General features: G+C 69.5%; 11 protein-coding genes and 1 pseudogene. 2 read left to right on the forward strand and 10 right to left on the reverse strand.

The genetic code is table 11. The annotated features are described in order from the left end of the window. Window positions 1-4: 4 nt before the first annotated feature. The 6 genes from AAFF41_RS02970 to AAFF41_RS02995 all read right to left on the reverse strand — a co-directional run bounded on the left by AAFF41_RS02970 (window position 5) and on the right by AAFF41_RS02995 (window position 6816). Window positions 5-970 carry an LLM class F420-dependent oxidoreductase gene (locus tag AAFF41_RS02970; RefSeq protein WP_319752902.1) on the reverse strand — a complete coding sequence of 322 codons (966 nt, stop codon included), beginning with the start codon at window positions 968-970 and terminating at the stop codon, window positions 5-7. A 70-nt stretch (window positions 971-1040) separates the two neighbouring features. After that, window positions 1041-1385, reverse strand: a complete 345-nt coding sequence (locus AAFF41_RS02975; protein WP_343323402.1) for a hypothetical protein — start codon at window positions 1383-1385, stop codon at window positions 1041-1043. Between the two features lie 5 nt (window positions 1386-1390). Further along, window positions 1391-2311: an NrfD/PsrC family molybdoenzyme membrane anchor subunit gene (nrfD, locus tag AAFF41_RS02980; RefSeq protein ID WP_343323403.1), complete on the reverse strand. Its 921-nt coding sequence runs from the start codon at window positions 2309-2311 to the stop codon at window positions 1391-1393. Continuing rightward, the gene (locus AAFF41_RS02985) at window positions 2308-3222 is read right to left on the reverse strand and encodes a 4Fe-4S dicluster domain-containing protein (RefSeq protein WP_343323404.1); all 915 of its coding nucleotides are present in this window, start codon (window positions 3220-3222) and stop codon (window positions 2308-2310) included. The genes nrfD and AAFF41_RS02985 overlap by 4 nt, the downstream gene beginning before the upstream one ends. Beyond that, window positions 3219-6464 carry a formate dehydrogenase gene (gene fdh / locus AAFF41_RS02990; RefSeq protein WP_319752906.1) on the reverse strand — a complete coding sequence of 1082 codons (3246 nt, stop codon included), beginning with the start codon at window positions 6462-6464 and terminating at the stop codon, window positions 3219-3221. The genes AAFF41_RS02985 and fdh overlap by 4 nt, the downstream gene beginning before the upstream one ends. Window positions 6465-6555: 91 nt before the next feature. After that, window positions 6556-6816 carry a hypothetical protein gene (locus tag AAFF41_RS02995; RefSeq protein ID WP_319752907.1) on the reverse strand — a complete coding sequence of 87 codons (261 nt, stop codon included), beginning with the start codon at window positions 6814-6816 and terminating at the stop codon, window positions 6556-6558. Window positions 6817-7988: 1172 nt separating this feature from the next. On the opposite strand from AAFF41_RS02995, the pseudogene AAFF41_RS03000 reads away from it, so the two are divergent. Next, a pseudogene (locus tag AAFF41_RS03000) lies at window positions 7989-8777 on the forward strand (RNA-guided endonuclease InsQ/TnpB family protein); the annotation flags it as partial. Between the two features lie 188 nt (window positions 8778-8965). On the opposite strand, the gene AAFF41_RS03005 reads toward AAFF41_RS03000, so the two are convergent. The 4 genes from AAFF41_RS03005 to AAFF41_RS03020 form a co-directional block, all read right to left on the reverse strand. Then, window positions 8966-10504 (reverse strand): CYTH and CHAD domain-containing protein, encoded by a 1539-nt coding sequence (locus tag AAFF41_RS03005; protein ID WP_343323405.1) that lies wholly within the window; start codon window positions 10502-10504, stop codon window positions 8966-8968. Window positions 10505-10637: 133 nt separating this feature from the next. Continuing rightward, a complete protein-coding gene (locus AAFF41_RS03010) occupies window positions 10638-11021 on the reverse strand; it encodes a hypothetical protein (RefSeq protein ID WP_319752909.1) in 384 nt (127 codons plus the stop codon). Beyond that, window positions 11021-11692 (reverse strand): hypothetical protein, encoded by a 672-nt coding sequence (locus AAFF41_RS03015; RefSeq protein WP_319752910.1) that lies wholly within the window; start codon window positions 11690-11692, stop codon window positions 11021-11023. The genes AAFF41_RS03010 and AAFF41_RS03015 overlap by 1 nt, the downstream gene beginning before the upstream one ends. Next, on the reverse strand, window positions 11683-12261 hold the full coding sequence (locus tag AAFF41_RS03020; protein WP_319752911.1) for an RNA polymerase sigma factor: 579 nt from the start codon (window positions 12259-12261) through the stop codon (window positions 11683-11685). Before AAFF41_RS03020 ends, AAFF41_RS03015 begins: the two co-directional genes overlap by 10 nt. A 157-nt stretch (window positions 12262-12418) precedes the next feature. On the opposite strand from AAFF41_RS03020, the gene AAFF41_RS03025 reads away from it, so the two are divergent. Next, the gene (locus AAFF41_RS03025) at window positions 12419-12907 is read left to right on the forward strand and encodes an Asp23/Gls24 family envelope stress response protein (protein ID WP_319752912.1); all 489 of its coding nucleotides are present in this window, start codon (window positions 12419-12421) and stop codon (window positions 12905-12907) included. The last annotated feature ends 39 nt before the right edge of the window (window positions 12908-12946 follow it).

Consider the following 12946-nt stretch of genomic DNA (forward strand, 5'->3'; position numbering starts at 1 on the left):
CCTTTCACAGTGCGCGCAGGGCGGGCAGCAGCTTTCGCTGGGCCCAATCCAGGTACGGCTCCTGGTGGTCGCCGCCGATCTGGACGAGGGCGACCTCGGTGAACCCCGCATCGACGTAGGGGGACACGGCCTTGACGACGGCGTCCACGTCGTCGCCGCAGGGAATGGACCGGGCCACGTCTTCGGGCCGTACGAGCTGGGTGGCACCGGCGAATCCGGCGGGTCCGGGCAGTTCGGAGTTGACCGGCCAGCCGCTGCCGAACCAGCGGAACTGGTCGTGGGCGCGGGCGATCGCCGCATCACGGTCGGTGTCGTAACAGATCGGCAGTTGGCCGACCTTGGGCTTGCCCGCGCCGCCGTGCCGATCGAACGCGGAGATCAGTGTCTGCTTGGGTTCAGTCGCGATCAGAAGATCGGCAAGATGACCGGCGAGTTCGCACGAGCGGTCACCGGAGACGGCGACACCGATCGGCGGCAGCGAGTCGGGCAGGTCCCACAGTCTGGCGTTCTCGACGTCGAAGTGGACGCCGTGGTGGTTGACGTTCCCTCCCTCGAAGAGCGAGCGGATGATCTCCACTGCCTCCTCCAGCATCTCCAGCCGGACGTGCGCGGCGGGCCATCCGCCGCCCACCACATGCTCGTTGAGGTTCTCCCCGGAGCCGAGTCCGAGGCGGAAGCGTCCCTGGGAGAGGAGTTGCACGGTGGCGGCCTTCTGGGCAACCACCGCCGGGTGGTAGCGGGTCGTCGGGCACGTCACGTACGTCATCAGGGGAATGCGTTCGGTGGCCTGCGCGGCGGCACCGAGCACACTCCATGCGTAGGAGGCGTGTCCCTGCGATTCCAGCCAGGGGAAATAGTGATCGGATGTGACGGAGAAGTCGAAGCCGGCGTGCTCGGCTCCGACCACATGGTCGACGAGCTCCCTCGGGCCGGCCTGCTCGGTCATCATCGTGTACCCGATCTGCACCATGTCGCTCTTCTCCTCCTGGTTGGGGCCGCTCGGGCACGCATGGAGCTGCGAGAACGCGGTGCCCCTGTCACTACGGCTTCCTCCGGAGCTGCAGGTCGACCTCCTTCTCCTGATCTCCCGACGCCGTGCCCCGCTCGTACACGGCGAACGCGGCTCGCAGGGCTTCGCAGAGCTGGTCCACGGCGACGTAGCCGCCCTGCAGCGTGGCGGTGAGCGAACCCTCCAGCGGGGTCGACCCGGTGGGTATGCGCTCCTGCGTCGGCTCGAACTCCGCGGTCCACACGACAGGGTGGTCTCCCGGCTGCTCCTGGGGCGCGGCGTCGGAGGGCCGGTCGGTGGGGAACGCCGTCCTCAGGACGTCGAAGACGGTGGCGGCGTCCTGCTTGGACGCTCCGGTGAGGGACACAGTGACCATCGGGGTCACACTCCATTCCGCTGAGGTAGGACGGTGTACTTCGGATCCTCGGCGGAGGCGATGCCCGCCGCGAAGACCCCGAAGCGGGTGCAGACCGAACCCGCGAGCAGTGCGAGCCCACCCACCAGGGCAGCCGGCCGACTGCGGCCGCCGGCCAGCGCCGCGGTCGCGGCGCCCGCCAGGGTGAGGGCGCGGGCGGTGCGCATGAGCGTGCCCGCGCGGCCTTCGCGCCAGGTCTCGGCAACCAGTCCCAGGCGTCGTTCCGCGGCCTCGGTCACCACGCTTTCGGCGGCTGCGGCGAGTACCGCCGCGCAACGCGCGGGACCGCTCTCGCGCGTTGGCGCGACGATCAATGCCATCCCCGAGGCGGCGGCCGTCGCAGACGCCGTGAACAGATAGGGAAGTTCTCGGTGAGCGCCGTGCCAGGCGGGAACGGCGGTGTCGGCGGCAAGGACCGCGGTGTACGAGGCCAGAGCCGGCCCGAGCAACGCCGCTCCCACGGTCGCGGTGGCGCCCGCCCGGGGCATCCGACCGGTGACGGCACTGAGAGCGGCTGCGCCGGCGGCGGGGCCGTACGCGCTGAGCAGCCATGAGCCCATGCTCATCGGGGACGTGGGTTTGAACACCCGCAGCATGTTGGCGAACCGGCCGGGTCTGCCCAGGTCGTGGATCAAGGCGGCGGCTGACAGCGAAACGGCGGCGAGGGACGAGACCTTCATCGCGGTGGCGGTACGGGGGCGCCCGGTGAGTTGAGCACCTGCAGCGAGCACCGAGCCCGCTCCGGCGAGACCGCCGAGGAAGAAGTACCCCGCGATGTCCCGGGCTGCCCAGGACGGAGCGTGGATGATCGGGCGCCCGTAGTAGGACTCGAATTCCGCGCGCGGAACCATGAGCTGTTCGCCCCGTCGCTGCCGGGTCCTGCTCATCGTGCCTCCTTGGTTCGACCGGCCAGTGCGAAGGCGAGCGCGATGCTCCCGGCGAGGGACAGCGCGGCGGTGCCCGCGTGTCTCCACATGGCCGGAAGGTCACGGGTGGTCACGACAGGGTCGGGCGGAAGTCCGTACACCTCCGGCTGGTCGAGGAGGAGGAAGAAGGCTCCGTCACCACCGACCCCGTCCTGCGGATCATGTCCGTACAAGTGGGCTCGTTCCACGCCCTGTTCATGCAGTTGGTCCACACGCAGGGTGGCACGTTCGCGCAGCTCGTCCAAGGGGCCGAACTGGATGGACTGGGTCGGGCAGGCCTTCGCGCAGGCCGGTTCCTGGCCCGCGCCGAGGCGGTCGTAACACATCGTGCACTTGAACGCCCTTCCGTCGTGGGGGCGTTGCTCGATCACCCCGTACGGGCAGGCAGGCACGCAGTAGCCGCAGCCGTTGCATATGTCCTCCTGAACGACGACCGTGCCGAACTCCGTGCGGAACAGGGAGCCGGTGGGGCAGACGTCCAGGCAGGCCGCGTGGGTGCAGTGCTTGCAGACGTCCGAGGACATCAGCCAGCGCATGTCGCCAGGCGCCTGCGGAGGTTCGGGAGCCGCAGGCGCTCCCTCGATGAGCGAGAGCTCGGTGCGACCCTCCGGCGCAGGCACCTTCTGCTCGATGAAGGCGACATGACGCCACGTGGAGGCGCCCAGGCCCTGGGTGTTGTCATAGCTCATGCCGCTCAACGGCATCCCGTCCTCCGGGATCGCGTTCCACTCCTTGCAAGCCACTTCGCAGGCCTTGCATCCGATGCACACGGATGTGTCGGTGAAGAATCCGACGCGTTCCGGGGGGTCGGGGTGCCCGGCGTCGCGGGCAGGGTCCGGTTCGGGGCCGCTCAGCAGGTGCCGGTCCGTCATGTTCGGGTCTCCGTCCCGGTCGTGTCGGTGATGCCCGCGCGCCGGCGGTACTCCGCGACCAGCTTCGGCAGGTCGGGCCCACGGGGTCGGCGGCCGGGGCGGATGTCGGCGGTGAGTGCCTTGTCCTCCTGGATATGGGCGTTGGGGTCGAGCGCGATGGCCATGAGCTCGTTGGCCGCGTCCCCCGTGGAGATCCCGTTGGGCCCCCAGTGGAAGGGCAGCCCGATCTGGTGGACGGTCCGCCCGTGAACGGTCAAGGGCTTGAGCCTCTCGGTGACCATGACGCGCGCCTCGACAGCGTTGCGGGCGGTGATGATCGTGGCCCAACCGCCGTGCTCCAGGCCTCGCTCGGCAGCCAGCTGCGGGGAGAGCTCGCAGAAGAACTCGGGCTGGAGCTCGGAGAGGTAGGGAGACCAGCGACTCATGCCTCCGGCGGTGAAGTGCTCGGTGAGACGGTGGGTGGTGACGATGTACGGATACACATCCGCGCCCGGCTCGTCGCCACTGGGGTGGTAGCGGTTGCCCTCGCGGGGCAGCAGCCGACGTACGGGCGAGCGCGCGGTCGACGGGTAGAGGGCGTTGGGGAAGGGCGAGTCCTGCGGTTCATAGTGGGTGGGAAGCGGCCCGTCTTCCAGGCCCGCGGGCGCGTACAGCCAGCCCTTGCCGTCGGCCTGCATGATGAACGGGTCGTCGCCGCGCAGGGCTTCGGGCCCGGTCGCACCTTCCGGTGGCACGTGGTCGGGCGCGCGGTCGGGTATGAAGTCGGGGACGTCGCGGCCGGTCCACTTCCCCTCCGCGCCGTCCCACCACATGTATGCCTTGCGGTCGCTCCACGGGCTGCCGTCGGGGGCCGCGGAGGCACGGTTGTAGAGGATGCGGCGGTTGGCGGGCCAGGCCCAGGCCCAGTCGGCGGCCACGTAGTCCTGCTCCGTGTGGGGTGTGCGGCGAGCGGCGTGGTTGACGCCGTCGGCATACACCCCGCAGTAGATCCAGCAGCCGCAGCGGGTGGATCCGTCGTCTTTCAACTCCGTATAGGCGGAGAGCGGACCGCCGTCCGGGCCGTGTCCGTTGATTTCGGCCAGGATCGTGTCGGCGACGGGCTCACGCAGCGGCCCTTCGACGGGGTAGTCCCAGGTGAGATCCCGGACGGGCTGGTCCATGGGGTCGGTCGAGCCGGCCAGCTTCTCCTTGATGCGGCGGCCCAGGTGGTACATGAACCACAGGTCGCTGCGGGCGTCCCCTTCCGGTTCCACGGCCGCGTGGTGCCACTGAATCCACCGGTTGGTGTTGGTGAACGAGCCGGATTTCTCGGTGTGAGCGGCGGCCGGGAAGAAGAAGACCTCGGTACCGATCGATTCGGTGCTCAGTTCACCCGTTTCGATCTCCGGTCCGTCCTGCCACCAGGTCGCGGACTCGATGAGGGAGAAGTCTCGGACGACCAGCCACTCCAGATTGGCCATGCCCAGGCGTTGGAGGCGGGTGTTGGCCGACCCGACGGCCGGGTTCTCGCCCATCAGGAAGTAGCCCTTGCAGTCGCCGTCGAGCTGCGCCATGACCGTGTCGTAGGTGGAGTGGGAGCCGGTGAGGCGCGGCAGGTGGTCGAAGCAGAAGTCGTTGTCCGCTGTGGCGGCGTCGCCGTAGTAAGCCTTGAGCAGGCTGACGAAGTAGGCCCGCATGTTGCCCCAGAAGCCCTTGTCGGTGCGGGTGGCCTCGACGAAGGTGTCCAGGTCCTCGTGGGCGTGGGCGTGCGGCATCGGCAGGTAGCCGGGGAGGAGGTTGTAGAGGGTCGGGATGTCGCTGGAGCCCTGGATGGAGGCATGGCCGCGCAGGGCCTGGATGCCGCCGCCGGGACGACCGATGTTGCCGAGCAGGAGCTGGAGGACGCAGGCAGCGCGGATGTACTGGGATCCGGTGGAGTGCTGGGTCCAGCCGACCGCGTACACGAAAGCACTGGTGCGCTCGCGACCGGAGTTGGCGGTCAGGGCTTCGCAGACGCGCAGAAAGGTCGCACGCGGGATTCCGCAAGTCTCTTCGACGAGTTCGGGGGTGTAGCGGGCGTAGTGGCGTTTGAGGATCTGGTAGACGCAGCGCGGATGGCTGAGCGTCTCGTCGCGTGGCGGCTGGGCACCGGTCCGCGCTCCTCCCGACCCGTGGCTCTCGGCGCGGCCCGAGCCCTGTGTCTTCTGCTCGTACTGTTCGTCGACGTCGCCGGAGGGCGCCTGGACCTCCACACCCTCGTACTGCCAGCTGCGCGGGTCGTAGTGGTGCTCGTCGACGTCAAGTCCCGAGAAAACACCGTCCAGGTCCTCGGTGTCCTGGAAGTCCTCGCTGACGATCGAGGCGGCGTTGGTGTAGGCGAGCACGTACTCCCGGAAGTCCTTCTCCTCGGTGAGCACATGGTTGATCACTGCGCCGAGGAACGCGATGTCGCTGCCGGCCCGGATCGGAACGTGCAGGTCGGCGAGGGCGCTGGTGCGCGTGAAGCGTGGGTCGACGTGGATGATGCGGGCGCCACGCTCCTTGGCCTCCATGACCCACTGGAACCCGACCGGGTGCGCCTCCGCGAAGTTGGAACCCTGGATGACGATGCAGTCGGCGTGCTGGAGGTCCTGCATGAAGGTGGTGGCGCCGCCACGGCCGAAGGACGTGCCCAGGCCCGCGACGGTGGAGCTGTGGCAGACCCGCGCCTGGTTCTCCACCTGTACGACGCCGAGCCCGGTGAACAGCTTCTTGATCAGGTAGTTCTCTTCGTTGTCGAGGGTCGCGCCACCGAGGCTGGCGATGCCGAGCGTGCGTGCGGTGCGCAGCCCGTCCTTCTCCCACTCCCAGGTCGCACGACGTGTCTCGACCACTCGGTCGGCGACCATGTCCATGGCCGTCTCCAGGTCGAGGGGCTCCCAGTCGGTGGCGTACGGGCGCCGGTAGAGGACCTCGTGACGACGCGCGGAGCCCGTGGTGAGCTGAAGGGTCGCAGATCCCTTCGGGCAGAGGCGCCCTCGGCTGATGGGCGACGCGGGGTCGCCCTCGATCTGGACCACCTTGTCGTCCTTGACGTAGATCTGCTGGCCGCAGCCGACCGCACAGTAAGGGCAGATGGAAGAAACCGTCCGTTCGGCGGTGTCGGTGCGCGGTCTGAGCTGCCTTGTGTGGGCCGACACGGCGGCCCGGCCACGCGCCAGCGGATCGGCTCCGGTCAGCTGTCGGTAGACGGGCCAATCGCTCACCCAAGTGCGTACACCCATGACATGTCCTCTCGGGCGGCCGGACTCCTGTCACCAGTCGCGGGTATCTCTCCCAGCGTCACCCGCCGGGGCTCTCGCGGCACGCGGAGCGTCAGGCGGGCGGTTCGTCGGGGACGGGATGCTCCGGGCGTCGGCTGCCGGAGTGCGGGGCGCCCCTGCGGCCGGTGCCGGCCTCGTCCGTATCGGGAATCTCCAGGTCTGGCTGCCCCTCGGCGGTGGACTTCGTCGGGACGCCGGCGGCGTCCCAGGGGTCCACGTCGGCGGTGGCCTGCTGATCGGGCGGATCCCTGGGTACCGGCTTCGGTATCGGCTTCCCGCTGGTCCCAGGGGCTTCCGGGCGGCGCTCGCTCACGGGGTTCTCGCTTCCTCGAGCATGGGTTGGTGTGAGTCGCAGGTACCCCGGCGGCCGACGATGATGCCGATGATCCAGGCCCCGCCCCGATGCTGGTCGGCGCTGCGCAGAGGGTTGCCGAGTTCCCCCACGGTCGTGAGCGACCGCCTCTCGATCCCGACGTTGCTATCGCGCAGCGATGCTGCTGATCCCCGACGAGGACTACATGAGTGTTGTCGTGACCAGCCAGCAGCACGCCCTCCGCGCCACGGCAAGATTCCTCAGGGACATGCGGCATTCCTCAGGGACATGCGGCACCCAATGACCAACGACGACCTGGCACCAGCCATCGACCATTTCGCTGCCTGATCGGTTGCGGGAACGCATCCGTACGCCGCGGCGGGCGGCACCAGCCGTCCGCCGCCATGTGGACTTCGTGGTCAGTCCGCCGCGCGAGCGGCCAAGAGCTTCACCGGCCGCATCGCCTCCGCGAGGAACGGACGCGGGCCCATGTGCACATGTGCCTGCGCGCACATGCGAACTGATCTTTGTGTGGCCCCATTTGAAGCAGCATTCGACGTTCGACGACATCGGGCTCTCCCCCGCCCTGCACGCCGTCACCTACCGGGCGGCGAGCCATGCAGGCGCAGACCGACGCTGGCGACTCGAGTGTGCCGTCACCAGACCTCAGGGCCCCCGCCGTACCACTCGATGACCGGTGAGTCCGCCACATCGATCTCATCCAAGCCCACCCAGCCCGCCCGCCGCATGATCTCGGCCAAGCCTCGCAGACTGGACGCCGCCCCCACAGGCTCCCCGTCCACGCGTACCTGGCGCCCCTCCCCCTTGACGGGCGGGCAAACGGTCACGGAACGCTCGGTCATTCGGCAAGCATCGCCCGCCAACGCACGCCGCGCATCCGGACGTAGCACGCGGTGCTGTGCCGGGGGCGTGCTACCGAACTTCTTGCGCAGTGCTACAGGCTTCAGCCTGGGGGTCCTGTGGCCGCGACGTGGAGTGTTGCGGTGCCGGGCGGGGTGGGCGCGGAGCGCCCGCAGGGCTGCCCGGCGGAGCCGGGGAATGCTTCCTCCGGGCCCATGTTGCCCGTATGACAGCGGTGCGGAACTGTTCGGGCGAGGCTGGGCTGGCTGATCGGGTCGGGGTTGTCGGTGGTGGGTGTTGGCGTCCGGATCATGCAGCTTCGGTATGCCTTCCGCCTCGACCCGGAGCCCGGTCAGCGCGTTGCGCTGGCGCGGGCGTTGGGGTGCGCGCGGGTGGTGTACAACGACGCGGTCGCCGCCCGGGAGCGGGCCCGGCGGGAGGGTGCTGCGTTTCCGAGCGCGGGCGCGCTGTCGAAGACGCTGATCACCGAGGCGAAGCGGAGCCCCGGGCGGCAGTGGCTGTCCGAGGTGTCGGCAGTCATCCTGCAGCACGCGCTGCGGGACGTGGAGCGCGCCTACACCAACTTCTTTTCCTCTCTGAAAGGAGCCCGCCAGGGGGCACGGGTAGGGGCGCCGCGCTTCAAGTCGAAGCGGGATGCCCGCCAGGCGATCCGGTTCACCGCGAACGCCCGATGGAAGATCACCGAGGCGGGGCGGCTGCTCCTGCCGAAAATCGGCGAGGTGAGGGTGCGCTGGTCGCGCAGGCTCCCGTCGGCCCCGTCGAGCGTGACGGTGATCCGGGACGCGGCCGGCCGGTACTTCGCCTCCTTCGTGATCGAGACCGACCCGGACGCCGACCTGGCGCGGATGCCGGATGCCGACGGTCTGCCGTCTGTGGGGATCGACTTGGGCCTGACCCATTTCGCGGTCCTGTCGGACGGGACGAAGATCGACAGCCCGCGGTTTCTGCGCCGGGCGGAGAAGAAGCTGAAGAAGGCGCAGCGGGAGTTGTCCCGCAAGCAGAAGAGGTCGAAGAACCGGGAGAAGGCCCGTCTGAAGGTGGCCCGCGCGCACGCGCAGGTCGCCGACGCCCGCCGCGAATCGGTCGGTTCGTGGTTCGGTTCGTGGTTCGTCTGGACACACATCACCGCTGTCCCGGGCGAGAGGCGCCTTCGGTAGGCCCGGCGTGCTCCTCCACACCGACCGCCTGGTGAACGTCGGCGGCCGGCGGGTACACGTCATGGTGCTTCGCAGTGCTCCGGGTCGAAACGCCGGGAGAGGACGACTTCTCAGTGAACGAGCGCCTTGCGCAGCCCGGGCTTCGATGCGTCGGCCCACGCGGTCGGCAGTTCCCGTTCGCGGCGTTCGGCCACGGCTTGCTCCTGGCCGTACAGCAGGCCCCAGGTGAAAGCGGGCTCTCCCGCCGCGTGCGCCGCCAGGGCCAGGTGCCGCAGGGCGTCCCGCGCGACGACGGTGTCCTGATGGTCCCCGAGCACCTTCTGCACGGCCTTGACGCGCTTGCCGAGCCGCTTGGCGGGTTTGCCGAGCGAGGCGCGCGCCGGTTCGGTGGCGTACCGCATCTTCTTCGCCGCCTTGCGGGCCTGGTGGAGGGCCGCGTCGCGTTCCGTCCCCGGGGAGAGTTCCAGCGCGTGCGCCACCCGGCCGGCCAACTGGTCGTACTCCTTGAGGATCGCCTTGACCATGACTTTCTCCGGCTTGCGAGCGGCCCTACGACGCAGTGGGGGCTGCTGCGTGAGCGTGGCCAAGGAATTCAGAAGGGCCAGGTAACGGGGTGAGACCAGGGCGTCGAGGGTGCGCTGCCGCGCCTTGGAGGTACGGGAGACGTTCCACACCTGCAACCTGGCTTCGACGGGCCCAAGGACCAACTCCCGGGGCGAGGCCCCGATGCGCACGCCGAGCCGCTCCATGAGGACCTCCTGGTCGCGTTCGGCGCCCAGCTCGCCGCCCAGCCACCTGAGCTCCTCGCGGATCGGATCGGTGACCTCACGTTCCAGCACCGCCCGGTAGGAACGCAGGGTGCTGCGCAGTCGGCGGCAGGCGACACGCATCCTGTGCACCGAGTCCGGCAGGCCGCGGCGTACGGCGGGATCGAGGTCCACCAGGGCGTGCACCTGTCCGTCCACATACCTGAGAACCTCTTCGGCGGCCGAGCCGGGTACGACGGTCTCGGCACGTGTGTCCGGCAGACGCGACGCTCCCGTTCCTGTTTCCTCCAGGGCCCGGCTCAGCTTGGACGGACTACGCGCACGGTCGATGCCCTTCTTGCGCAGCGCCTTGTCCAGGAGGTCGAGGAGCAAGGGATCGGCGTCCTCGGCGAGTTCGACTTCCATCTCAGTCCATGAGGCCCGTTTGGTCCTGGCCAGAAGGGAATCCGCGCGGACCTTGTCGAGGCTCAGCTCAGCGAGGACCGCACCTTCGGAATCGACGAGGTGCCGCGTGCTGCGAGTGGACCGGATACGGACGACTGGCCTCAGCTCTCCCCCTCGGGTGCGAGAAAGGGCCAGGTCACGCAAGGCGTCCGGAACCGTGTCGGACAACGGGACCTGCACCTCCTCCCGGCTGTCCCCGGAGATGGGCAGTTTGAGGTGCCAGCCCGCATCAGCCCTGCCGGTCCTTCGCCGGAGCGTCGCCGACGCTCCAACCAGGCGCAGGTCGTCAGTGTCGTAGTACACGGCGTCCAGTTCGTCGAGGCCCTCTCCCACGACCGATGCGATGCCGTCCACGCTGGTGAGGTCCGGCAGCCACGAGGTGTCCTTGGTCGACGGAGCTTCGTACTTTCGCTCTGTCTCTCGTTTCGTATGGGTCATACCGGGCGCGTGCACGCCTCAGCGCCGCTCAAACACTCGTGAGGCAACATGTGCGGCCTCCGGCAAGGAGGCCCGGCCGAGGGCCGCATCGAAGGACATGGTCGTGAAGGGCGTTCGCCGGTGTTCGCGGCACTCATGCCGTGCCGGGTCGGGCGGCGATACGCGTCACCGTGACCGCGACGGTGACGGTGACCGGCGCCGCGACGCCGTGAGCGGCGAGGTGGGACGTGGCTGCGGTCCGTACCCGGTCGTGAACGTTCTGGGCGGTGTCCAGGGTTCGGTGGCCCTCGGCCAGGACGCAGCGCACCTCGATGCGCCATCCCGAACCGTCCGGCGCCCGGTCGGCGCGGATGCCCGCCTCGGGCGGCATGCGGTGCGGTGCGGTGTCCGTCCGGGTAAGCGCGGCGGCTGCCGCGAGGCAGTGGGCCAGGCGGGGTTGCAGGTCGGCCACGCCGGGAACCGCGAGGGCCGCCTCGGCCGCGACGCCGAGGAGCGTGGGCGTGCCGGTGGCGGTCATCACGTGCCACCGCCTGTGGGATGGCCGGGGCTCAGGGGTGGCCACGGCTCCAGAACGTCGACCACGACGATGTCGACAGTCGTCACCGCCAGACCCAGGTACGGTCCTGCCGAGTGGAGCACCGATCGGCGTACCTGATCAACCCGGTCGGGCAGCGGGCGGTCGAGGGAAGCGGCCAGGGTCATGGTCACCCGCACGTCGGTGCCCTCGCCCGCGGGTACGAGCCGACAGGTCGAGGCCCTCACACCGGGGACCGTGTCCGCGGCCTGCCGCAGTACCTTCGCGGCAGCGTTCTCGGCGATCCGCAGCTCCCGGTCCGGGTCGGCCAGCGGCAGCAGCCGTCCGAGCCGGATTTCCGCCCTGACGACGTTCATGACACGGTCGGCGAGTGTCTGCAGGCCGGGAGGGTCTTCCGCACGCAGCGCCTGGGTGGCCGCGGTCACCGTGGCCAGTCCCTCGACCGCCTCGCGGCAGTGAGGACAGGACACCGTGTGCGGGTCCGCGGCCGGTGCGGCGTCCCGCACCTGTTCCCAGACCCTGCTGAGCAGGCGACCGCAGGGCAGTACCTCATCACCCACGAACGGGAGCAGGCCGGCGGCGGTGCGGCCGGGACGGTGCCCGTCGGCGTGGGGCGGCTCGGAAGGCCAGACGTGCGGGTCGTCTAGCGCCATGGGCCCATCGCCTCCTGCAGGGATCGGCGTGCTCTGAACAGTCTGCCGCGCACGGTCTGCTCACTGGTCCGTGTCACGTGGGCGATCTCGTTGTAGGGCAGGCCCTGCAGTTCACGCAGGATCCAGCAGATCCGCTGGCCGTCGTCCAGCTCGGCGAGCGCGCGGGAGAGGGCCTCGGTGGCCGCGTCCTGCTCGGCGGACCGGGCCGGCTGGCTCCTCGCGTCGCCCGTCGCGGGTTCGGCGACGGTGTCCAGGGGGACAGGCGGCGGTCGGCGCCGCCGTCGCATGGTCAAGCAGCGGTTGATGGTGATCCGGTACATCCAGGTGCTGAACTCCGCACTGTGACGGTACTCCGGTAGACGCCGCCAGGCGCTGACGAAGGCGTCCTGAACGGCCTCTTCGGCGTCCTGGGGGTTGCCGAGCATGCCGCGGGCCAGGGCCAGGAGGGACCGGTTGTGCCGCTGGACGAGAACGGCGAAGGAGTCTTCGTCTCCCTCGGCCGCCCGCACGGCAAGCAGTCCGTCCGGCAGGTCGCATCCCCGTTGTGGGGAAGCAATACGTTGAGTCATGACGCTCTCGCAGGTGGCTCGGTAAGAGCGTGTACCCCTACCACGCCTGTGTGATGCACATCACACGCTATGCCTGTGAGAGGTAAGCCGCCTCGGGTGTCCAAACTGTTGAGAGACACCACGCAGGTGTCACACCGAGCCACTCGAGGCGACCGCCATGACGGACAACATCACCAGCGTCGGCGGGGGCAACCGGCCAGACACAGGCGTGAGCGCGCTGAAGGGCCGTACCGGGGCCGGAGCACCGGCCGAGACACGGGGGAAGACCACCATCGCGGACGGCGTGGTGGCCAAGATCGCGGGCATGGCCACACGCGAGGTGCCGGGCATCCACAGCCTGGGAGCAGGGATGGCCCGCGCATTCGGCGCCATGCGGGAACGTGTCCCCGGCGCAGGTGGCGGCGGGGGCGTCACGCGTGGGGTGAAGGTCGAAGTCGGCGAGCGCCAGGCCGCGGTGGACCTGGACGTCGTCGTCGAGTACGGCGTCTCCATCGTCGATGTCGCCGGTGCCGTGCGCACCAACGTGATCAGCGCCCTGGAACGAATGACGGGACTGGAGGTCGTCGAGGTGAACATCGCCGTCGACGACGTCCACCTCCCCGACGAGGAGGAAGAGGCCGAACGGGACGAGGGCCGCGTGCGGTGACCGACCGCCGTGACCACGGCCATGCCCTGGGCATGAGCG

It is taken from the genome of Streptomyces mirabilis (genome assembly GCF_039503195.1).
GTDB classification, from domain to species: domain Bacteria; phylum Actinomycetota; class Actinomycetes; order Streptomycetales; family Streptomycetaceae; genus Streptomyces; species Streptomyces mirabilis_D.

Bases quoted from the DNA above. Each gene is read 5' to 3' on its own strand.
- fdh (WP_319752906.1), bottom strand. From the start codon at position 6,464: ATGGGTGTACGCACTTGGGTGAGCGATTGGCCCGTCTACCGACAGCTG.
- AAFF41_RS03015 (WP_319752910.1), bottom strand. From the start codon at position 11,692: ATGGCGCTAGACGACCCGCACGTCTGGCCTTCCGAGCCGCCCCACGCC.
- AAFF41_RS03025 (WP_319752912.1), top strand. From the start codon at position 12,419: ATGACGGACAACATCACCAGCGTCGGCGGGGGCAACCGGCCAGACACA.
- AAFF41_RS03005 (WP_343323405.1), bottom strand. From the start codon at position 10,504: ATGACCCATACGAAACGAGAGACAGAGCGAAAGTACGAAGCTCCGTCG.
- AAFF41_RS03020 (WP_319752911.1), bottom strand. From the start codon at position 12,261: ATGACTCAACGTATTGCTTCCCCACAACGGGGATGCGACCTGCCGGAC.
- nrfD (WP_343323403.1), bottom strand. From the start codon at position 2,311: ATGAGCAGGACCCGGCAGCGACGGGGCGAACAGCTCATGGTTCCGCGC.
- AAFF41_RS02970 (WP_319752902.1), bottom strand. From the start codon at position 970: ATGGTGCAGATCGGGTACACGATGATGACCGAGCAGGCCGGCCCGAGG.
- AAFF41_RS03010 (WP_319752909.1), bottom strand. From the start codon at position 11,021: ATGACCGCCACCGGCACGCCCACGCTCCTCGGCGTCGCGGCCGAGGCG.
- AAFF41_RS02975 (WP_343323402.1), bottom strand. From the start codon at position 1,385: ATGGTCACTGTGTCCCTCACCGGAGCGTCCAAGCAGGACGCCGCCACC.
- AAFF41_RS02985 (WP_343323404.1), bottom strand. From the start codon at position 3,222: ATGACGGACCGGCACCTGCTGAGCGGCCCCGAACCGGACCCTGCCCGC.